Source organism: Rummeliibacillus sp. SL167 (assembly GCF_007896505.1).
Taxonomy (GTDB): domain Bacteria; phylum Bacillota; class Bacilli; order Bacillales_A; family Planococcaceae; genus Rummeliibacillus; species Rummeliibacillus suwonensis.
In genome coordinates this window covers 1,930,633-1,951,111 of the sequence record NZ_VCBM01000001.1, presented here as the reverse complement: position 1 = coordinate 1,951,111, position 20,479 = coordinate 1,930,633, and the positions used below count along the sequence as shown (strand labels likewise).

General features: G+C 37.0%; 16 protein-coding genes. 10 read left to right on the top strand and 6 right to left on the bottom strand.

Annotated features, from left to right (window positions below; translation table 11 throughout):
- Positions 1–6: 6 nt before the first annotated feature.
- From dapD to FEZ13_RS08775, 10 genes are all read left to right on the top strand, one after another.
- Positions 7–720 (top strand): 2,3,4,5-tetrahydropyridine-2,6-dicarboxylate N-acetyltransferase, encoded by a 714-nt coding sequence (gene dapD / locus FEZ13_RS08820; RefSeq protein WP_146552330.1) that lies wholly within the window; start codon positions 7–9, stop codon positions 718–720.
- Positions 721–734: 14 nt separating this feature from the next.
- Positions 735–1,877 carry an N-acetyldiaminopimelate deacetylase gene (locus FEZ13_RS08815; protein WP_146552329.1) on the top strand — a complete coding sequence of 381 codons (1,143 nt, stop codon included), beginning with the start codon at positions 735–737 and terminating at the stop codon, positions 1,875–1,877.
- Between the two features lie 504 nt (positions 1,878–2,381).
- On the top strand, positions 2,382–4,757 hold the full coding sequence (locus tag FEZ13_RS08810) for a hypothetical protein (protein WP_146552328.1): 2,376 nt from the start codon (positions 2,382–2,384) through the stop codon (positions 4,755–4,757).
- Positions 4,754–5,689: an ABC transporter ATP-binding protein gene (locus tag FEZ13_RS08805; RefSeq protein WP_146552327.1), complete on the top strand. Its 936-nt coding sequence runs from the start codon at positions 4,754–4,756 to the stop codon at positions 5,687–5,689. Before FEZ13_RS08810 ends, FEZ13_RS08805 begins: the two co-directional genes overlap by 4 nt.
- A complete protein-coding gene (locus FEZ13_RS08800) occupies positions 5,686–6,531 on the top strand; it encodes an ABC transporter permease (protein ID WP_146552326.1) in 846 nt (281 codons plus the stop codon). The genes FEZ13_RS08805 and FEZ13_RS08800 overlap by 4 nt, the downstream gene beginning before the upstream one ends.
- A gap of 13 nt (positions 6,532–6,544) precedes the next feature.
- Positions 6,545–7,993, top strand: coding sequence for a lipocalin/fatty-acid binding family protein (locus tag FEZ13_RS08795; RefSeq protein WP_146552325.1), 1,449 nt, complete (start codon positions 6,545–6,547; stop codon positions 7,991–7,993).
- A gap of 14 nt (positions 7,994–8,007) precedes the next feature.
- On the top strand, positions 8,008–9,003 hold the full coding sequence (locus tag FEZ13_RS08790; RefSeq protein WP_146552324.1) for an AAA family ATPase: 996 nt from the start codon (positions 8,008–8,010) through the stop codon (positions 9,001–9,003).
- On the top strand, positions 9,000–9,878 hold the full coding sequence (locus FEZ13_RS08785) for a DUF58 domain-containing protein (RefSeq protein ID WP_146552323.1): 879 nt from the start codon (positions 9,000–9,002) through the stop codon (positions 9,876–9,878). Before FEZ13_RS08790 ends, FEZ13_RS08785 begins: the two co-directional genes overlap by 4 nt.
- A gap of 10 nt (positions 9,879–9,888) precedes the next feature.
- Complete coding sequence (locus FEZ13_RS08780) at positions 9,889–11,652, top strand: vWA domain-containing protein (RefSeq protein ID WP_146552322.1); 1,764 nt, start codon at positions 9,889–9,891, stop codon at positions 11,650–11,652.
- On the top strand, positions 11,636–14,230 hold the full coding sequence (locus FEZ13_RS08775; protein ID WP_146552321.1) for a VWA domain-containing protein: 2,595 nt from the start codon (positions 11,636–11,638) through the stop codon (positions 14,228–14,230). The genes FEZ13_RS08780 and FEZ13_RS08775 overlap by 17 nt, the downstream gene beginning before the upstream one ends.
- A 136-nt stretch (positions 14,231–14,366) precedes the next feature.
- On the opposite strand, the gene FEZ13_RS08770 is transcribed toward FEZ13_RS08775, so the two are convergent.
- From FEZ13_RS08770 to FEZ13_RS08745, 6 genes are all read right to left on the bottom strand, one after another.
- The gene (locus FEZ13_RS08770; protein WP_146552320.1) at positions 14,367–15,536 is read right to left on the bottom strand and encodes an MFS transporter; all 1,170 of its coding nucleotides are present in this window, start codon (positions 15,534–15,536) and stop codon (positions 14,367–14,369) included.
- Between the two features lie 322 nt (positions 15,537–15,858).
- Complete coding sequence (locus FEZ13_RS08765) at positions 15,859–16,932, bottom strand: ABC transporter substrate-binding protein (protein ID WP_146552319.1); 1,074 nt, start codon at positions 16,930–16,932, stop codon at positions 15,859–15,861.
- Entirely contained in the window at positions 16,929–17,723 is a 795-nt protein-coding gene (locus tag FEZ13_RS08760; protein ID WP_146552318.1) for an ABC transporter permease, read from the bottom strand. The genes FEZ13_RS08765 and FEZ13_RS08760 overlap by 4 nt, the downstream gene beginning before the upstream one ends.
- Positions 17,707–18,528 (bottom strand): ABC transporter permease, encoded by an 822-nt coding sequence (locus FEZ13_RS08755; RefSeq protein ID WP_146552317.1) that lies wholly within the window; start codon positions 18,526–18,528, stop codon positions 17,707–17,709. Before FEZ13_RS08755 ends, FEZ13_RS08760 begins: the two co-directional genes overlap by 17 nt.
- Positions 18,521–19,624, bottom strand: coding sequence for an ABC transporter ATP-binding protein (locus FEZ13_RS08750; protein ID WP_146552316.1), 1,104 nt, complete (start codon positions 19,622–19,624; stop codon positions 18,521–18,523). Before FEZ13_RS08750 ends, FEZ13_RS08755 begins: the two co-directional genes overlap by 8 nt.
- A gap of 16 nt (positions 19,625–19,640) precedes the next feature.
- Positions 19,641–20,183 (bottom strand): helix-turn-helix domain-containing protein, encoded by a 543-nt coding sequence (locus tag FEZ13_RS08745; protein WP_146552315.1) that lies wholly within the window; start codon positions 20,181–20,183, stop codon positions 19,641–19,643.
- Between the last annotated feature and the right edge of the window lie 296 nt (positions 20,184–20,479).

Below are 20,479 nucleotides of genomic sequence, written 5' to 3'. Positions count from 1 at the left end.
TGTCGAATGCAAAAATTAAACGCACAAGAAATCATTTCATATCTAGCAAATGCTAAGAAAGCAACACCAGTAAAAGTATATGTGAAAGGTGAAAATGTCTCATCATTAGCATTTGGAGAAAACAGCCAAGTTTTTGGAGAAGGCAATTCTGTTGTTGTATTTGGTGAATGGGCAGAAATTCAACAAACATTAGAAGCACATAAAGATGTTATCAAGGATTATGTGGTTGAGAATGATCGCCGTAATTCAGCAGTTCCAACTTTAGATTTAAAAGAAGTGAACGCACGTATCGAACCAGGTGCCATTATTCGTGACCAAGTAACAATTGGAAATAATGCGGTTATTATGATGGGAAGCGTTATTAATATTGGTGCTGAGATTGGGGATCGCTCAATGATCGATATGAACGCTGTATTAGGTGGCCGTGCAACAGTGGGGAAAGATTGTCACATTGGTGCAGGTGCCGTTCTTGCAGGTGTTATTGAGCCACCAAGCGCAGATCCAGTCGTTATTGAAGATAATGTGATGATTGGGGCAAATGCGGTCGTTTTAGAGGGCTGTCGAATTGGTGAAGGGGCTGTTGTGGCAGCGGGTGCCATTGTTACAAAAGATGTACCTCCATATACTGTCGTAGTCGGTGCACCAGCAAAAGTCATTAAAGAAATCGATGAAAAAACAAAATCTAAAACAGAAATTATGCAAGATCTTCGTCAATTATAAGAGGTGTTGAAACGATGAAGTCCTTATTGGAAATTAGAAGGGATTTACATAAAATTCCTGAAATAGGTTTTCAGGAAAAAAAGACACATCAATATTTGCTTACTATCATTGAACAATTATGGAAGCCTTATTTTAAAATTGATACGTGGAAAACGGGTATTATTGTTACAATCGCAGGGAAAAATCCTCAATTGAAGGTTGGTTGGCGTACGGATATTGATGCATTGCCGATTACGGAGAAAACGGGTTTGCCATATGCATCAGAACACCCAGGATTTATGCATGCATGCGGACATGATTTCCATATGACCATTGCGCTTGGGCTAGTGGCAGCTTTTTCTCAACAACAGCCTGAAAATACGATTATCGTTTATTTTCAACCTGCTGAAGAAGGTCCTGGTGGTGCAAAACCTATGCTTGAATGGATGCAAGAAGAACGTCCTGATTTAGTACCCAACTATATTTTTGCGATGCACATAGCACCAGAGTATCCGGTTGGAACGGTAGCTACAAGACCGGGTATGTTATTTGCCAATACATCTGAATTGTTTATCGATCTTCATGGAGTAGGTGGACATGCTGCATATCCGCATCTTACAAAGGATATGTCAGTAGCAGCTGCCAATTTAATGATTCAGCTGCAAACGATTATTAGTCGTAATTTGAATCCGTTAGATAGTGGTGTAATTACAATCGGAAAGATGACCTCAGGCTATGTTCAAAATGTTATTGCAGAAAATGCACGTTTAGAGGGTACGATCCGTACAATGTCCGCAGAATCTATGTCGCTCATTAAAAAACGTATCGAAGCATTGTGCAAAGCAACGGAGATTGCTTTTGAATGTAAAGTGGAAATCGATTATGGTTCATCCTATTATCAAGTGTATAATCAAGAGCAATGTGCGAAGGCATTATTAGCATGTGCTGAAGAAACTGCAGGAGTAGTTGCTTATGAATGCCCTCCTGCAATGACTGGTGAAGACTTCGGATTCTTCTTAAAAGATATTCCGGGTGCGATGTTCTGGGGAGGCGCCAATACAGAGTTTGGTTTACACCATGCCTCTATTCAACCAGATGAAGATCTAATTGAGGTAAATGTTCGATTTGTTGAACAATTTTTACGTCACTATGGTTTGCCCCGCTTTAACAGGCAGTAGAGTTCCCTCATTGAGACTTAAGGAGAAAACAGGGAAAATATGTAGGAACAACTGCCTGTAAAAGTCCGATTGGTTTAACTAACACTCAGTGGGGGATAAGGAACCCCTTTAGTGTGAAGTATCACTATACCCCATATTTTAGGGTAGTAGTTCCATATCAAGGCACAAGTAACACCCAGTAGGGACCTACATCAAGATATAAAAGCATCTGCCTTGAATGAAATCCATCATTGAAAAGCAAAAGAGTATCATTCAGTATCATCAAACTGAATTGTACTCTTTTTTCATAGACGATGATGGTGCATGTATCGACCGAGGCACAGGTTTTCTGTACAAAAACCTTTTTTATGTATAAGTGAGCAATCGTTCGTGATAGTTTACTTTTAAAAATAGTCCCCCCTCATTTTGTAGAATCATGTAATATTTTAGTGTTTTTTATAAATATGGAACCTTCCTCGTTCGAAATTCGTAATTGTATTATAGAGAAGAAAAGGAGGTATTTAATTGAAAAAGAGGATAGCAGTATTTTTTACATGTATAATTTTATTTTTAGCTATATTCCCAGCCTTCTCATTTAATGTGTCTGCAAAATCAAATTTAGATGTTAGGGTAAGCGCAGGTTTTGATAATAAGGGAAAAGATACAAAAGGACTACCAGTTTTGTTGACTGTTACAAATAAGGGAGATGCGTTTTCAGGTGATATTGTCATTGATAGTCAACAAGGATATTCTGGCGGCATGGGAATCGTTACACCATTAGAAATAGGAGCTAATGAAACAAAAACGATTAAAATCATGCTAGATTATTTTTCAACTCAGTATTCGAACGGTATATCTTCAAACAAAATGATTCATATTTACGATGAAAATTGGAAAACAGGCAAGGAAATTAGTTTTACCGGCGATGATGTCATTAAACCACAAATGTATGAAAGAGAAAGTACATTCGTGTTGACGTTTACGAATAGCATCGATCGTTTATCTGTCCTTTCTAAATTGGCAACAAACAATTCTACAGAAATCATTCATCTTGGTCAAATAAAACAAGACTTGATCCCTACAACTGCGAGTGCTTGGTCGGTCGCTGATATTGTAGTTGTGGACGAGTATTCGATTGCATCTTTAAAGGAAGAAGAACAACAATCTTTACTCGAATGGGTGAAGTTAGGTGGAACAATCGTTATTGGAGCTTCTGATAATTTAGATGGGGAGATTGGAATATTTAAAAATGATTTACCGTTATCGTTAAATGATCAAACAAGGATGATTTCATCCAAGGATATCCAAAAATCGATAAAAGGTGTCAAACTTTCTAATGATGTTACGACTTATGCGGCTCAAAAAGCAGATAAAGAAGCAAAAACAGTGTTAGAAGTTGACCATCAAATTTTAGCTGCAAAACGTACTCTGGGGGATGGACAAATTATTCAGACAACCTTTTCTTTAGGCGATGAACCACTTTCAATGGAAAAGGACTATGAGCCATTATTACAAAAGGTTATTCCTATTAATGCCATTAGTAATATGAAGACAGATCCTCAGTATACGAATTTTATCGAAGGTGATACATATGCGAATGAATTGTTTCCTACGTTCCAAGTATCAACATTATTATTAATCATCATCATTATTATTTATATTGTCATTGTAGGACCACTTTTGTATTTTATTTTAAAAAAGAAAGACAAGAGGGAGTATGCTTGGTGGATTATTCCAGCACTTTCACTTTTTATATCTATTTTAGTATTTGCTTATGGCGCAAAGGATCGCCTATCAAAGCCGCAAATTCAACAATCTGCTGTATATGAAATAGATGAAGATGATAGTCTGAATGGCTATTTTATAAATTCATTATTAACCAATCGAAGTGGAGATTTTACATTTGCCCTCTCACCGAATAGTACGGCGACTTTGTTACGTAATTTCGATACAGGAGGAGTTATTCATAAACAAGGAATATTAGAACAATTCCAAAACGAAAAAAGGGTTACCATACGTAATAATCGATATTGGTCTGTCTCCACTATAGCTGGTCAGTCGCAAATGCAAAATATAGGTAGCTTTAACATAGATTTAGAGGTAGAGGACAGCGTATTAAAAGGGAATATCACAAATAATTTGCCTTATACAGTAAAGGATGTATCTATTTGGTATGGTAGTCAATGGCTAAAACTGGGGACGATAAAGCCAGAACAAACACTAAAAGTAACTCAAACAATAAATGGTGCCCTATTACTACCTGCTATGCCAGTTACCACAAATTATTCAAGTCAAGTGAAGAATAAGGATGATATTATAAAAAGTCGTCAGCAAATGCTAAAGTATTCTGCTTATGATTTAATCGCAAATAAGGAGCAGCCTGCACTTGTCGGTTGGGTAGATGAACCTATTACACCCATTTCTTTGAAAAATAGTAGAGCTGATATGTCCTCTATCAACTTGGTCGTTCAAAGCTTTAGTCCAAAAACCAATTTATCGGGCGAGTTCGTATTGCCTGCGAATTCGATGAGCGCCGATATTTATTCTACTTCGAATTCAGGCTATGCAGAGAGGGATTTGGAAAACAGTTCAATCTGGCATATCGAAGAGGGAACCTATGATTTTGTATGGACGATACCAGACATGCTGCAAAACAAAAAAATCGCATGGACAGAATTACAATTAGCTAACACGGATACAAAAAATCTTTTGCTTCAAATTTTTAATGTAAAAACATCAAGTTATGAGGAGATCAATGATGGACGATTTACATTAACGAAAAATATTAAAGATTATATTTCGAATGATGGTCAAGTGAAATTTAAACTAGAAAGGAAAATGTCTGATGATGCAAGTACGACAATTCCTTCCTTACAATTAAAAGGGGAGGTTAAACCATGATCGAAATCAAAGGGTTAACAAAAAAGTATGGCTCCTTTTATGCATTACACGGTCTGGATCTTACCATAAAAGAGGGGATCGTTTTTGGCTTTGTTGGTGCGAATGGTGCTGGTAAATCAACGACGTTTTCAATCCTTTCAACATTATTGCAGCCAACAGATGGCGAAGCATATATAAATGGTATCAGCGTAACACAAAACCCTGAAGAAGTTCGTAAGCTGATTGGATATATGCCTGACTTTTTTGGAGTTTATGATCAATTGAAGGCTGAGGAATATTTAGATTTCTTTGGATCTAGCTATGGGATACCTGCAGAACAAAGGGAGAAATTGATTCCTCAATTATTAGAACTGGTGAACTTGTCACATAAACGCTATGAATATGTCGATGTGTTGTCTAGAGGGATGAAGCAACGGCTTTGCCTTGCTCGAACATTGATCCATGATCCGAAGGTGTTAATATTAGATGAACCTGCATCGGGTCTTGATCCAAGAGCCCGAGTAGAAATGCGCGACATTTTAAAACAGTTAAAAGAGATGGGCAAAACTATTTTGATTTCATCGCATATTCTTCCAGAGCTTGCAGAAATGTGTGACGAAATAGGTGTTATTGATAGTGGAAAGCTAATAGCACATGGCTCAGTAGCTGAAATCCAAGCACAGATAATGGGCGAGAAGTTTATCTCGGTCAAATATCAAGCGGGTTATGATATGAATTTAGCAAAACAATCTTTTGAGGAAAATCCATTTGTCTCCTCTATTGAAGTAATCGATCAAAAAATAAAATTCAGATTCAATGGTTCGGATGAGGAACAAATGAAACTATTGAGGAAAATGGTCGAAATGGATCTACCGATACTTTCCTTTGCAGAAGATGAGAAGGATTTAGAAGATGTCTTCATGGCAATAACGGAGGAGGTAGAGAAAATATGAAATCAACATTTAAAAATCCCGTTTTAATAAAGGAATTGAAGCTTCGTTTCCGTTCATTCAAAAGTTTTGCAGGGATCCTATTTTATTTACTAGTATTGAGTGTGTTTGTTTTTGGTTTTATCTTTATTTCCACGAATTTTACAGGGAATGGTTTTATTAATCCAGAACAAAGTGTGCTTTTGTTTGGCATGTTGACCTATGTACAATTGGCATTGATTTTATTTATCACACCAGGGTTGACTGCAGGCGCCATTAGTACGGAACGTGAAAAACAGACTTTGAATATTTTGCTTACTTCTTCTCAAAGTTCGTTTCAAATCATTTTTGGGAAAATGAGTTCTTCCATCATTTTTTTACTGTTATTACTTATTGCAGGGTTACCACTTTATAGTCTCGTTTTCCTATTTGGTGGTATTTCACCTGGACAGCTACTCATTATATTTGCTTTTTTGATCGTAACAATGCTAGCCATTGCAAGTATTGGTGTGATGTTTTCAACGTTAATTCGAAAAACAATCCTTTCGATGATTTCGACGTACGGAGCCATGTTATTTTTAACAGGGATTACGGCATTTTTCTTTGTCATTGGTATTAGCACGATGGAAAATTCTTCATTGCCAAATCATGATCCTGCGCCTTTTTCGCATTTTTGGGCAATGATTAATCCAATCGCTTTGATGTTAACATTAATCACACCAGAAATGTCAGACTCACTGTTTGAAATAACAAAAATACATTTTCCGGTTTGGGCTGGATATCTCATTTTTTATATGGCGATCACGATCATTTGTTTATTGATTTCCGTGAAAAAGCTACGTGTCAATATGAGAAAGAAAAAATAGAGGAGGGCAACAAATGAGCAAACGTAGTCAAATAGCAAGAGCAGTCCAAAAAGCTCGATACAGTATGATGGTTGAATATTTTTTGAAGAATAGTCAACGCATGATTACTTACATATTGTTATTGGCTTTCATCATCATGTTTGTTTCTCGTTTTTTTGTTCTTCCTTTTTATCAAGAAATGACAATCGGAATAGCTGCTATAACATTTTGTATGGCAGCTTTCTATTTATGGTGGAAACGTCCAAACAAAAAACAGACCTTAAATGCTTTGGATAATTATTTTCCTGATAATTTACTGCGTACCGTTTATTCAATGGAGGATTTGAATTCACCTTTAGCGCAGCAACTCATCATCCAAACGGAGAAAATAGCGGCAGATGCAGTCGTTGAATATAACAAACGTAAACAGAATTTATGGCATACAAAGTCGATCACAGCGAGCATAGCCCTGATTTTAGGAATATCGTTACTGTCATTGTTCCCCTCTTCTTCACAGCAATATGCCAATACTGTAAAAGAAGAAAAACGTATAACAGCAGACATGAAAAAGACAGTCAAGGATATGGAGAAGAGAGCGGAAACAACAGAAACGAAAAAATCGATGGAAGAGCTTCGAAAGGAATTAAAAAAATCAAAAACAACGGAAGAAGCATTACAAGCACTTGTCAAAAAGCAAAAAGAATTAACAATTCAAAAACAAAAACTGGAGGATAAGGAAGCATCAGCTGAAAAAGGTTTATCGAAAGAGGAGCAGCAGCAGTTACAAGATTTAACCAAAACAGTAGCATCGCTTTCAAAAGAAGCTGTACAAACTCAAAAAGCGTTGAATCAATCTGGAACATCGATCAGTCCGAATTTACAGCTTGCTCTTAATCAGTCAATGCAATCTGATCCAACAGCAACGGAAAAGAGCAATCAAACTTCACAAACGAATATAAATAGTACAACAAACAATAATCAAAACGCTACCCAATATCATTCATCCTCATCTTCACAATCAAATAAGCAAAGTTCGGCTAATGGTCAAAAACAAGGCAACAATCAAAATAATGGCAACGGTAGTGGCAATCAAAACGGTAATGGAAATAATAATAGTAATGGAAATGGTGATGGCAATGGGGGGAGCAATGGTTCAGGAAATTCTAGCAACTTAGGAAATGGTACTAAAAAAGGTCTTGGGTCTGGTGCAGGTTTGGGGAATGGCAATCGAGATTTAGTAGCGATTCCTAATCGTATTGGTGAAAAAGGAAAAACAACGACTGATAGGGGCAAGTTAAGTGATGGTGATCCCCAATCTATTCAACAAAGCGATAATGGAAAAGTTACCAAGGGATCCGTTCGTTCATACAAAGAAGTGATCGGCAATTATAAGGATTCTTATATGCAAACAACAGAGCGATTGCAACTTCCGGGAGAGCTACATCAAATCGTACAAAAATATTTTTCATCGGTGGAGAAATAGTAGGAGGAATGACGATGGCACACACTGCTGAGCAATACGAACAAATAAGTGAACAACTGGAGCAGGTAAGACAAGAAATCGGTCGTTATATTGTTGGGCAAGAGGAGACAATTGATTTCGTACTATATGCCATATTGGCGGATGGTCATGCGCTATTAGAAGGCCTTCCTGGACTAGGGAAAACCATGCTTGTTCGCACCATTTCAAAGGTTTTAGATTTATCCTTTACGCGGATACAATTCACACCGGATTTAATGCCGACAGATATTACAGGTACAAGTGTGATAGAAAGAATGCCTGATGGAACATTGCATTTTAAATTTCAAGAAGGCCCCATTTTTAGCCAAATGGTATTAGCCGATGAGATCAATCGTGCAACGCCTAAAACGCAAAGTGCATTGCTTGAAGCGATGGGGGAAAAAACGGTGACGGTTCTAGGCGATACGAAGCAAATGGCAAAACCGTTTTTTGTTTTAGCCACTCAAAACCCTATTGAAATGGAAGGGACATATCCACTTCCAGAAGCTCAAATGGACCGTTTCTTATGTAAAATTCACGTTCCAAGTCCAACGAAAAATGAATTAATGGAAATTATGAAAAGGACGACTGGTGCAAATCATGTTGAACTTGAAAAGAAATTATCAGCTGAACAATTAGTCGATATACAACAAATGGTGAAGGAAGTTATTATTGCGGAGGATATGCTGGAATATGCAGTTGACTTAGTCGTTGCGACGCATGCAGATCAATCAACTGCACCCGAGATGGTTCGCCAATATGTCGAATATGGAAGTGGTCCGCGGGGATTACAAAGTATGATAAAGCTAGCTAAATCAAGAGCTTTAGTGCATGGACGTTTCCATGTTTCAATTGCGGATATTAAAACGGTGGCAAAACCTGCCCTACGCCATCGCATATTGCTAAATTATGAAGGCGAGGCTACAGGACTTCAAACTGATGAAGTCATCGACCAACTAATCGAATCCATACAGCAAGGAAAACTGATATGAATAAGGAGAAAACTGTATTATCCCCAGAATGGAGCAGCAGAATTCGCCGTTACAGCTTACAGAGCAAATCTAGAATTCGTGGCCAACATAAAGGGTCACATCGTTCAAAATATTTGGGCTCATCCTTAGAATTTTCCGATTTCAGAGAATATCATCCTGGAGATGATGTGCGTCAGTTGGACTGGAATGTATTAGCAAGAACTGAAAAATATTTTATCAAACGATTTTTAGATGAGCAGGAAATGCGTGTTCATATTTTATTGGATACGACAAAATCAATGGCACAAGAAGAAAAATGGAAAGTAGCCAAACAATTAACTGTGGCTTTGGGAAGTATGGTGCTGAACAAAGACGATCATTTATCTTTTAGCTATGTTAACAATACAACTTTACCGCCATTTAGAAAAAAAGGAGCAAGGTTTCAAAAAGCCTTTGAACAGGCAGTAGCAAAACTTGAAAAACCGGATACAAAGGGGAATTTTGCTCGTAACGCATTGACAGTCATACCAAAAGATTTGACCGTTCTGATCATTATCTCTGATGGCTTGGAGCATCTAGAAGAATGGCAAATATTTTTTAAACAACTACCCAAATTAGCGGGAGATGTACGCTTTTTACAGCTACAAAGCGCTGAAGAAATGGCTCCATCTTATACAGGAGATGTGCAATTAGTAGATATGGAAACAAAAGAGCCATTAAATGTTTCGATGTCACAAGCTGTTCTTACTTCCTATCAACAAATGCGCATGGCACATCAAAAGCAATTAGAGGCATTGTGCCATCAATATGGCATTGCTTTTTTATCCATAAAAGTGAATGATGGGATACAACATATTTTATTTCAGCAGTTGACGAAAGCCTATTGGATACGGTGAGGTGATGTAAATGGGTATTTCGAACTTGGCATTTCTATGGACGATCGTTTTTCCACTGATTGTCATCATCTATTATTTCTTTCGTAAAAAATATAGTGTGCAGGAAGTTTCTTCAACCCTTTTTTGGAGAGAAGTGATGAAAGAAACGAAAGTATCTCCATATTTACAACATTTACAACGTAATACATTATTTTATCTACAAATGCTGTTATTCCTTTTCATGATATTGACATTACTTCAACCTTATATAAAATCGAAAGCTATAGCTGGTGAACAAATTATTTGGGTAGTAGATACATCTGCATCGATGCTTGTGGATGATGGGAAACAATCTGTCTTTGAAAAGTACAAGCAAGAAATGCATACGTTGTCCAAACAACTCGGTGGCAAATCTGTAACCATCATTACAGTCGATGCAGAGCCTAAAATTTTATTGCGTGATGAGCAAAAAATAGCAACTATCCAGAAAGCTATTGATGAATTGCAGGTTACATATGGTCATGAAAACTGGTCGAATACAATGGATTTTCTACAAAGTATTATTGGAAAAAAATCAACAGCTGTCTATATTTTTACAGATGTCATGGATCGTAAACAATTACCGACACGTACTAAAAATGTGAAATGGATTGTGCGAGGAACAGACCACAAGTATCAAAATATTTCACTTCAACGATTTGGAGCCATTCAGTCAGGAAAAGGTGTCCAAGCGATCGCTCAAATCGAAAATCAAACGAAAAAAAATCAGCAAGCTGCACTCAAAGTATATGATGCAAACAATAAGTTGATGGCAGAAAAGAATGTCAGTCTGAAAGCAGGTCAAGTAACAAAAACGGTACTAAATGATTTAGAGATGACCACGGCATTAACAGCAAAGTTGACTGTCAATGATGAATATACAGCAGACCAGTCAATGAGTGCACTACTTGCAACTGACCAGTCACGGATCTATGTGGATCAGTCACTGCATCAGCTAATTTTCAAAGCATTTCAATCCATTGATCCAGCGGCAAGCACGATTACTTCTAAACAATTGAGAACGATTCAAGGACGTAATTTACTGGTAACAAATCAAACACAGTTTTTAAAGCAAACGCAAAATCCGGTATTACTTATTGGGCGAGATGATCAAAAAGCTTTTTCGGTTCAAGGAAATATAAAAGCAATTGATCAAAACCTTTTTTCATATGCACCCATTGATGATATCTATGTAGAAAAAATTTATCCTGAAGTACAAAATGCTAAAACGTTAGCAACAATAGATGACAAACCATTGATCCAGCAAACAAAAAATGGGCATATCGTCGTTTTAACAGATTTGCAAATGACGGACTGGGCCCTACATCCCTCATTTCCACTTTTTTTATGGAACGTAAAGGAGAAGCTAACAGCAACGGAAAGTCAGCTTGGTACATTTAAACCTGGAGAAAAAAGAGTTATTTCATTGCCAAACGGCCCAAAAAACTACGATATTTACTCAGCAGACAACGAATACATCACTACGTTAACGGATAACGGTAGTTTTGTAGCTCCAGCGAAGCCAGGACTATATTATGCTAAATCTGATGGTGATGATGCATTCTATTTCATCGTAGCGCTTGAGCAGCAAGAAAAAACATTGTCTGAAGGAACTACCTTCCAATATGGAGAAGTTTCAAAAAAAGATACAATAGCGAAAGATGATTCGGTTTTTAGTACGATTCTCATCATCATGATACTTGGCTTACTGATAGCAGAATGGGAGGTGCAGCGTCGATATGGATTTACGAATTGATCAACCTCTTTGGCTACTATTAGCCATTCCTATTGCTGTGTATATGATTTGGTTTTTAAAAAAGAAAACCTTACAAAAACGTGAGCATTGGGTAATCTTCTCCTTACGATTATTAGCGATTTTTTGTTTACTATTGGCCATTACAAGACCTTATATTTCGCTACCTATTCAAGAACAACAAATTGTTTTCCTAGTGGACCGCTCCGCCTCATTGGAAGGAACAGAGTCGGAAGTGGCATCTTGGATCGAAGAAGGTTTAAAGGCAAAAAAAGATTCTCAAAGTGTCGGCGTTTATAGTTTTGCAAAGGGGATACAAACAGATGTAGGAGTAACAAACGAAACCATACAAATCCCTAAATGGCAAGATGTATCGGACCCTAGTGAAACTAATATGGCAAGTGCATTGCAATTGACGACGAATATGCTACAAAAAAATAAGGCAACGCGTGTTGTGCTGCTTTCTGATGGTTTAGAAACCTCAGGCAATGTAGAGAATCAACTAAATTATTTTAAGAATAATGGTATCCAAATCGACACTGTTCAACTGACCAATGATCAATTGAAGGATGCAGCCATTGCAGATTTTCAAACACCGAATATTGCTTATAAGGGTGAAGAACAACAATTACAAGTGCAGATTGAGGCTTCTGAGGAAACAAAGGGAAAACTATTCATCTCTTTAAATGATCAAACAATTGCGGAGAAAAATGTTTCTTTAGATGCAGGAAAGAATACAATCACTTTTAAACATATCAGCAATAAGGAAGGATTATTAAAATATGAAGCTACACTCAAGGTAGCCGATGATGCATTTTTAGAAAATAATAAATGGACGAGTGTTACAACTGTAGAAGGGACACCCCGTGTTTTACTTGTTCATGCAAATGATCGATCAACCTCTTTATCTAAACTAATCGGGAAAAAAGAGCTTACAGTGAAAACTGTTGCAGCTTCTGAATTGCCATCTTCCCAAACATCGTATTTGCAGTATGATGCGATCATTTTTGATAATGTCCCCGGTCATGAAGTAGGGGAAGCAAAAATGAGGATGATTGAACAGGCGGTTAAGAATTTTGGTGTTGGCTTTATGATGACGGGCGGAGATAACAGTTATGGTTTAGGAGGATATTTTCAAACACCTATTGAACAGGTTTTGCCTGTTGAGATGGAGGTAAAGAGTAAAGAACAGCTCCCCTCTTTAGGGCTAGTGATCGTAATGGATCGTTCAGGTAGTATGGCAGGCAACAAAATAGAATTGGCAAAGGAAGCGGCAGTGCGTTCAGTAGAGTTACTTCGAAAAGATGATACATTTGGCTTTATCGCCTTTGATAGTAGTCCATGGAATATTATCGATACAGCTCCCTTGAAAAATAAAAAGCAAGCGATGAAAGATATTTTATCTATTAGTCCTGAGGGTGGAACAGAGATCTTTCAATCACTTCAAATGGCTTATAACCAATTAAAGCCATTAAAGCTTCAAAGAAAGCACATTATTTTATTGACAGATGGTCAATCTGCGACAAATCGTTCATATGAACAGCTTATTGAAGAAGGAAAACAATCCAATATTACATTATCGACGGTTGCGATTGGTCATGATGCAGATCATCTTTTATTGAAAGACCTTGCACATTTTGGAACGGGGCGTTTTTATGATGTTTCAGATGAAGAAACGATCCCTTCTATTTTATCACGTGAAACATCAATGATGACAAGAACCTATATTGAGGACCATCCATTTTATCCAGTAATTACATCTGGGGCTCCGTGGGATTCGTTATTTGCTAAAGGGGTACCACAAATGAATGCTTACATTGCGACTACAGCCAAACAAACAGCAAAGGTGGTTGCAAAAAGTAAAAAAGACGATCCGGTACTTGCAGAATGGAACTATGGACTTGGAAAATCAATTGCCTATACATCTGATACATCTGGAAAATGGGCGGGTGATTGGGCTCGCTGGGGTGAATGGTCAACATTTTGGCATACAGCGGTTTCTGAACTTCTTCCTTCATATGACGAGGTGCCTTATTCGATTACCCAGCAATCGGACGGTTCCTACTTAGTAACAGATGCAGCACATAAATCGGCATTTATGGATATTTCAGTAGTAGATGATGAAGGAAAAAAAGTAGAAATAACAGAAGAAACAGTAGCCCCTGGAAAAAGCAAAGTCTATATCGACCATCAACCAGGGCTTGTTTATTTCAGTATTACCAATGCTGAAAATGGTATGTACAAAGCAGGTGTAACGATTCCTTACAGTAAGGAATACCAGCTGCAACAGCCAAATACAGAGTTACTTCAGAACATTGCTAACGCTACTGGCGGAAAAGTTTTGAAAAATTCGAGTGAGGCTTTCCGAAAGCTTCCCAATAATAGCTTCGAGCAACAAGGAATGATGATTTGGTTGATCTTCATAGCGATGATCCTATTGTTTATAGATATTACATTGAGAAGATTTGGATGGCAGAAAATTCGAGGATTGCTGAGCAAAAGCAAACATAACAATGGAAGGAAAAAGGACGACAGTCATCAATTAGATGTCGATGTGTTATTAAAGAATAAGAGAAAATAGGGGCTAGCGTGGTCGACAATCCATGAAGTGGAGACATGGAGTTTTTCGCTTCCTATTGATCTCGGCTTTTTTTCCTAATTAACTTAATAAGCGGCATTTCTCTTTCTTTGAGAATGCCGCTTATTATTTTCTATCATTAGTGAGCTGAGAATGATTTTTTGTTCCAGATAAAGGTGATGAAATAACAAACGATTAAGATGACTGTACCAAGGATAAATGGAATATTTATATGCCAGTCCAATAATGTTCCAGCAATTGCTGGTCCGATCATGTTTCCAAGGCTCATATAAGCATTGTTCATCCCTGCAGCGTATCCCTGCTCCTGACCTGCTACTTTTGAAATAAGTGTATTTACAGCTGGACGAATTAAGGTTGTAGCTGTTTGGAATAGAGTTGCCACAAGTAGGATTAAAAAGAACCGATTGACGAAGATCATTCCTAGCATCGAGAAGGCAGCAGCAATTAGGCTGTATAGAATAATATTCATCTCACCAAAACGTTCAAACAAGCGGTTGAGTAGCAAACCTTGCACAATGACTCCGATAAAGCCGCCAACTGTCATCACGATAGCAATATCATTTGGTGTATAGTCGAATTTATTTGTTAAAAACATGGATAATGTTGCTTGGAAATTTGCAATTCCAAATGAGAATACGAAGACAGCAATTAATAATACAAAATAGGGTGTCCGAACTGAACGAATCATTTGTTTAATAATATTGTTATCAGTTGGCGCTTCCTTGGAAGTTGGTACTGTTTTTGGCAAAAAGAGCAATGACAAAATCCCTGCAATAATAGCAGCAATACCCGCTACAAAGAACGGAAAGTGTAAGTTGACATTGGAGAGTACTCCTCCAATTCCTGGTCCTATCATAAAGCCAAAGGAAATGGCTGCACCGATTATACCCATCGTTTTACCACGTTCGTCAATTGTTGAAATATCAGCAGCATATGCCATAATCGGAGGAACGATAAAAGCAGATCCTACACCAGTTAAAAAACGTAAAATAAACAATTCCCACAAATCTGTAGCTAATCCAAATAAAATTTGGCTAGTACCGTTGAGGATCAAGCCAAAAATAATCAATTTTTTTCTTCCGATTCGATCTGACAAGCCACCGGCAATCGGAGAGAAGATAAATTGGGCAAAAGCAATAATAGAGATTAAATAACCTAGTACTTTCGCTGTTGCTCCAAATTCTTTCAAAAAGTTTGGCATAATTGGAATAATTAAGCCAATAGCACTCATAGTGATAAACATGTTGAAGATTAATAGGAAGAGTGCTAATTTATTGTTTTTCTTCATATAGTCTATGTTTCTCCTTGTCTATTTCGTATAGTTCAAATTATATCGTTTGTATGTTCGCTATTCAATTAAATCACCCTATGACGCATTACATTTAGGCTAGAAGTGTTAAAGATAGGACTGCTCGTATCGTTTATCTGTATTATGTGCAGTAAACTTTACACTTAAAAACCCAGTAAAAAGCAAAAGAAGTCTGGCTCGATTCTTAAAGTGGGTGCCCTCCTTCATATTTGCTAAAAAAATAGTAGTACAAACTACGTTGGTAGGATTCGTACTACTAAAGCCAGTGTATTCTATTTGTTTTGGCAAATGCCGCTTGTTCTTAACGAATAGACATTTTAAATTTCAAGAATAATTCGTTGTATTCACCAATTTTTTCTTTCCCTAAATTTTTATATACATGAAGTTTACTGCGAATTTCTTTGGAAGGGTAATACCTTTCATCATCAACAACTTCCGGATCGAGTAATTTTAACGCTGCTTTGTTAGGTGTGGAGTAACCTACATAATCGGCATTTTGAGCAGCTACTTTAGGATCCAACATGAAGTTGATAAACTGATGAGCACCATCTATGTTCTTGGCTGTTTTGGGAATAACCATATTATCAAACCATAAATTTGAGCCTTCTTCAGGAACGCTGTATGTTAAATCTTCGTTTTCATACATCATATCAGCGGCTTGACCTGACCAGGTTAATGCTGCTTCAGCATCGCCGTTGATCATCAGCTGTGTGACTTCATCTCCTATAACGGCCTTCACATTGGGCGCCATTTTGATCAGTTTTTGAGTAGCGGCATTTAGCTCATCACTATCTGTTGAGTTAAGGGATTTTCCCATACTATTTAAACCTACACCCATTACTTCGCGTGCACTATCAACTAAGATGATTTTTCCCTTTAAAGAGGGGTCCCACAGATCATTCCAACTGTTAAAGTCATATCCCTTTAACAGTTTTGTATTATAAACAATTCCAACCGTGCCCCAAAAATAAGGGATAGAGTATTCGTTCTTTTTATCAAAATCAAGATTTAAAAAATCAGCATCTATATTTTTTAAATTTGGGATTTTAGAATGATCAATTTTTTTCAATAGATGACGTTCTTTCATTTGCTCGATGGCATATTCTGACGGTACGGCAATATCGTAGTTTGTCCCACCTTGCTCGATTTTTGTCATCATTGCTTCATTCGAATCAAATGTTTCATATATGACATGAATGCCTGTTTCTTTTTCAAACTTTTTCAGTAAAGCTGGATCAATGTATTCTCCCCAGTTATAGACCGTTAATATATTTTTCCCGGATTTACCTGTAGTTGTATCCATAGCATGTGCAGTGTACATAAGAATACCACATACAAGTAGAATACCAATGGTTGCTCGCACTAGTGATTTCATTTATGAGCCCCCGTTCTTGTTTGATGATTGATGATAAAGTAATAGCCTAATACAAGGATTAATGTGACAAATAGCACCAAACCGGAGATTGCATTCACTGTCAAAGAAACTCCAGCTCTAGCCATTGAGTATATTTCAACAGATAAAGTACTAAATCCATTACCAGTGACAAAGAAGGTTACAGCAAAATCATCCAATGAGTAAGTGAGAGCCATAAAGAAACCTGCGAAAATCCCAGGCTTGATAAATGGTAAAATAACTCGTGTCAATACATCTCGGCGGCTAGCACCTAAATCCAATGCTGCATCAATCAATGATGAACTCATTTCTTGCAACTTGGGCAAAACCATTAGGACAACGATGGGAATACTAAATGCTGCATGAGAAAGTAAAACAGAAGCAAAGCCTAATTTAATGCCAACCATTGTAAATAATATTAAAAATGAAGCGCCAATAATAACATCTGGGCTGACAATGAGAATATTATTTAATGATAACACCATATTTCGAAGTTTACGATTACGTATGGCAACAATCCCAATCGAACCAAGCGTGCCGATGATGGTTGAGATTAAAGCAGATAACAAGGCGACCACAATTGTATTGATCAAAATCACCATCAATCTTGAATCGTTAAAAACATCGGAATAGTGACTGAATGTAAAAGATTTAAAATTTGTCATCGAGTCGCCACTATTGAAAGAATAAAACACTAAGAATAGGATCGGTGCATAAAGAACAACAAAGACAAAAGCTAAATAGAGCTTTGCTTTTTTACTGAGTTTTTCCATGACGTGATGCCCCCTTCCGTTTTTCACCCGTAAAGAGCATGATGATAAACATAAAGATGATCAAGAATACAGCGATTGTCGAACCCATTCCCCAATTTTGTGTTACTAAGAATTGCTCTTCAATTGCAGTACCGAGTGTAATGACACGGTTACCAGCGATCAAGCGAGTAATCATAAAAAGAGAAAGGGAAGGTATGAATACGGCTTGAACGCCAGATTTGATCCCATTCATCGTCAAAGGGATAATGATTCTACGTAATGTTGTAAATTTAGAAGCCCCCAAATCACGTGCTGCATCGATCAATGCAGGGTTTAGTTTATCAAGCGCATTGAAAATCGGTAAGATCATAAAGGGAATAAAGATATATACAGCTACAAAAACAAAGGCGAAATCTGTAAACAAAATTTGCTGATTGGGTAAACCTATTGCATGGACAAAAGCATTAATCGGTCCCTTATTGCCGAAAATACCGATAAATGCATACGTTTTTAATAATAGATTGATCCACGAAGGAATAATGATTAAGATCAGCCAAAGCTGCTTATGTTTTAACTTTGTAATGAGATAAGCCGCTGGATAAGATACGAATAATGAAAATAATGTGATTAGAAACGCATACCAAAATGAATTTAACGTCATTTTCAGATAAACACTTGTAAAAAAGTTCGTATAATTATTTAAAGTAAAGTGACCGTTTAAATCTAGCAATGAATAATAGACGACTAAAAGAATTGGTGCAATAACAAATAAGAGAATCCAAATATAGTAGGGGATCAGCGAAAATAAATTCCCTTTTCTACGCATGATTTTCTTCTCCATAAGATTCTAATCGTCTATCAAAATCTTCTTCCGATTCGTTTAATCGCATAACGTGAATAGCTTCGGGATCAAAGTCTAAGCCGATTTCTGCACCAACATCTGCTTTTTTCAATGAATGTACAAGCCATTCGTTACCATCCTGATCATAGGTTGAAAGTTCATAATGGACACCACGGAAAAGCTGGGTATCTACTGTAACGACAAGTTTCCCATGCTCAACACTAGTGATTTCTAAATCTTCTGGACGAATCACAATATCCACTTTTTCATTTGGATTAAGCCCCTTGTCCACACATTCAAAGGTTTTATCAGTAAAAGTGACCTCAAAGTCTTTTACCATGATCCCTGGTACAATATTCGATTCACCGATGAAATCAGCTACAAAACGATTGATCGGTTCATCGTAAATATCAACTGGAGAGCCGCTTTGTTGAATATGTCCTTCGTTTAAGACAAAGATTTCATCTGACATTGCTAACGCTTCCTCTTGATCATGTGTAACAAATACAAATGTTTTGCCTAAACGTTGTTGTAATTCCCGAAGTTCATATTGCATTTCTGTACGAAGCTTTAAATCTAGCGCAGAGAGTGGCTCATCTAATAGGATGATTTCAGGATCGTTCACAATAGCTCTTGCAATCGCAACACGTTGGCGTTGCCCTCCAGACATTTCAGAGATCTCTCTTTCGTTGTAACCAGTTAAGTTGACAAATTTTAAGGCTTCTTCTACTCTTTTGATGATTTCTGCTTCATTTATTTTTTTAATACGTAAACCAAATGCAACATTCTCAAAGACATTTAAGTGCGGAAAAAGTGCATAGTCTTGGAATACGGTGTTAACTTGGCGTTCATTCGCAGGAACGTTATTAATCTTTCTACCGTTAAAATAAATATCGCCATTGGTCGGTTCCATGAAACCTGCGATAAGACGTAAGATTGTTGTTTTGCCGCAGCCTGATGGACCAAGTAAAGTATAAAATTTCCCCCGTTCCATTTCAAAGCTTATATCCTTCAATACAACAGTTCCGTCATTATAAGATTTGGAAACATGATCAAAGCGAATAATTGTGTTTTCTGACATTTACTGACCTCCTAAGCTATAAATATGATTCTGTTGCGACAAGTAAAATTTCCGATTTGCCAGCAAAATCATTAAATAATTGATGATGATCAGAAGCATCAAAGTAAATCGTATTTCCTTTTGATGCCACAAATTCTTGTTTACCTAAAACGAGTCTTACACGCCCTTCTAAGACATAAATAAAAGTTTCAGATAAGGATGGTTCAAATTGCTTGAATTCCCCATGTTCCTCGAAAGTAATCATGACTGGTTCCATTTCTTTTTCATTGGAAGTGGGCATAAGCCACTCAATACAATATTTTTTCTCTTCGTCCGTGTAAATGGTATAGTCTTCTGCGGTATATACAACTTTTTGTTCCTCAACTTCATCATCAAAAAATTCCTTTGGTGTTGAACCGAGAACCTCTAATAAGGCGAAAAGAGTTTCGATAGAAGGAGAGTTTAGATCTCTTTCTAATTGAGAGATGTATCCTTTGCTCAAGTCCGTTCTTTCACCCAGTTCTTCTTGGGTAAGTCCTTTTTTTAGACGAAGTCGTTTTATTTTTTTTCCGATTTGCATCTATACGAACTCCTCCTCCGATATTTCCGATATGTAAACATAATGGTAGTTTACTTTTACCCAACTTAAAGTGATAAAAGTTTACTTTAACAAAACTTTGAGTTTACTAAAACGCTATTTATTATACAAAATTAGGCGCTTTTTTCAACCTTTTTTTCATAAAAATAAATTTATTTTTTCTATTTTATTTCGGGATTAACAGGTTGTAAGGTTTTCATAAAAAGATTTTAGTAAAAAAGTAAGGGAATCAGTGTGGAAATCTATCATTCGTAAAAAGTAGTGGGGGTTTCAATGAA

Excerpts from the sequence above, each read along its gene's own strand:
- FEZ13_RS08755 (WP_146552317.1), bottom strand. The coding sequence starts at position 18,528 with ATGCGTAGAAAAGGGAATTTATTTTCGCTGATCCCCTACTATATTTGG.
- FEZ13_RS08815 (WP_146552329.1), top strand. The coding sequence starts at position 735 with ATGAAGTCCTTATTGGAAATTAGAAGGGATTTACATAAAATTCCTGAA.
- FEZ13_RS08760 (WP_146552318.1), bottom strand. The coding sequence starts at position 17,723 with ATGGAAAAACTCAGTAAAAAAGCAAAGCTCTATTTAGCTTTTGTCTTT.
- FEZ13_RS08745 (WP_146552315.1), bottom strand. The coding sequence starts at position 20,183 with ATGCAAATCGGAAAAAAAATAAAACGACTTCGTCTAAAAAAAGGACTT.
- FEZ13_RS08775 (WP_146552321.1), top strand. The coding sequence starts at position 11,636 with ATGGATTTACGAATTGATCAACCTCTTTGGCTACTATTAGCCATTCCT.
- dapD (WP_146552330.1), top strand. The coding sequence starts at position 7 with ATGCAAAAATTAAACGCACAAGAAATCATTTCATATCTAGCAAATGCT.
- FEZ13_RS08780 (WP_146552322.1), top strand. The coding sequence starts at position 9,889 with ATGGGTATTTCGAACTTGGCATTTCTATGGACGATCGTTTTTCCACTG.
- FEZ13_RS08770 (WP_146552320.1), bottom strand. The coding sequence starts at position 15,536 with ATGAAGAAAAACAATAAATTAGCACTCTTCCTATTAATCTTCAACATG.
- FEZ13_RS08785 (WP_146552323.1), top strand. The coding sequence starts at position 9,000 with ATGAATAAGGAGAAAACTGTATTATCCCCAGAATGGAGCAGCAGAATT.
- FEZ13_RS08765 (WP_146552319.1), bottom strand. The coding sequence starts at position 16,932 with ATGAAATCACTAGTGCGAGCAACCATTGGTATTCTACTTGTATGTGGT.
- FEZ13_RS08800 (WP_146552326.1), top strand. The coding sequence starts at position 5,686 with ATGAAATCAACATTTAAAAATCCCGTTTTAATAAAGGAATTGAAGCTT.
- FEZ13_RS08795 (WP_146552325.1), top strand. The coding sequence starts at position 6,545 with ATGAGCAAACGTAGTCAAATAGCAAGAGCAGTCCAAAAAGCTCGATAC.
- FEZ13_RS08750 (WP_146552316.1), bottom strand. The coding sequence starts at position 19,624 with ATGTCAGAAAACACAATTATTCGCTTTGATCATGTTTCCAAATCTTAT.
- FEZ13_RS08790 (WP_146552324.1), top strand. The coding sequence starts at position 8,008 with ATGGCACACACTGCTGAGCAATACGAACAAATAAGTGAACAACTGGAG.
- FEZ13_RS08805 (WP_146552327.1), top strand. The coding sequence starts at position 4,754 with ATGATCGAAATCAAAGGGTTAACAAAAAAGTATGGCTCCTTTTATGCA.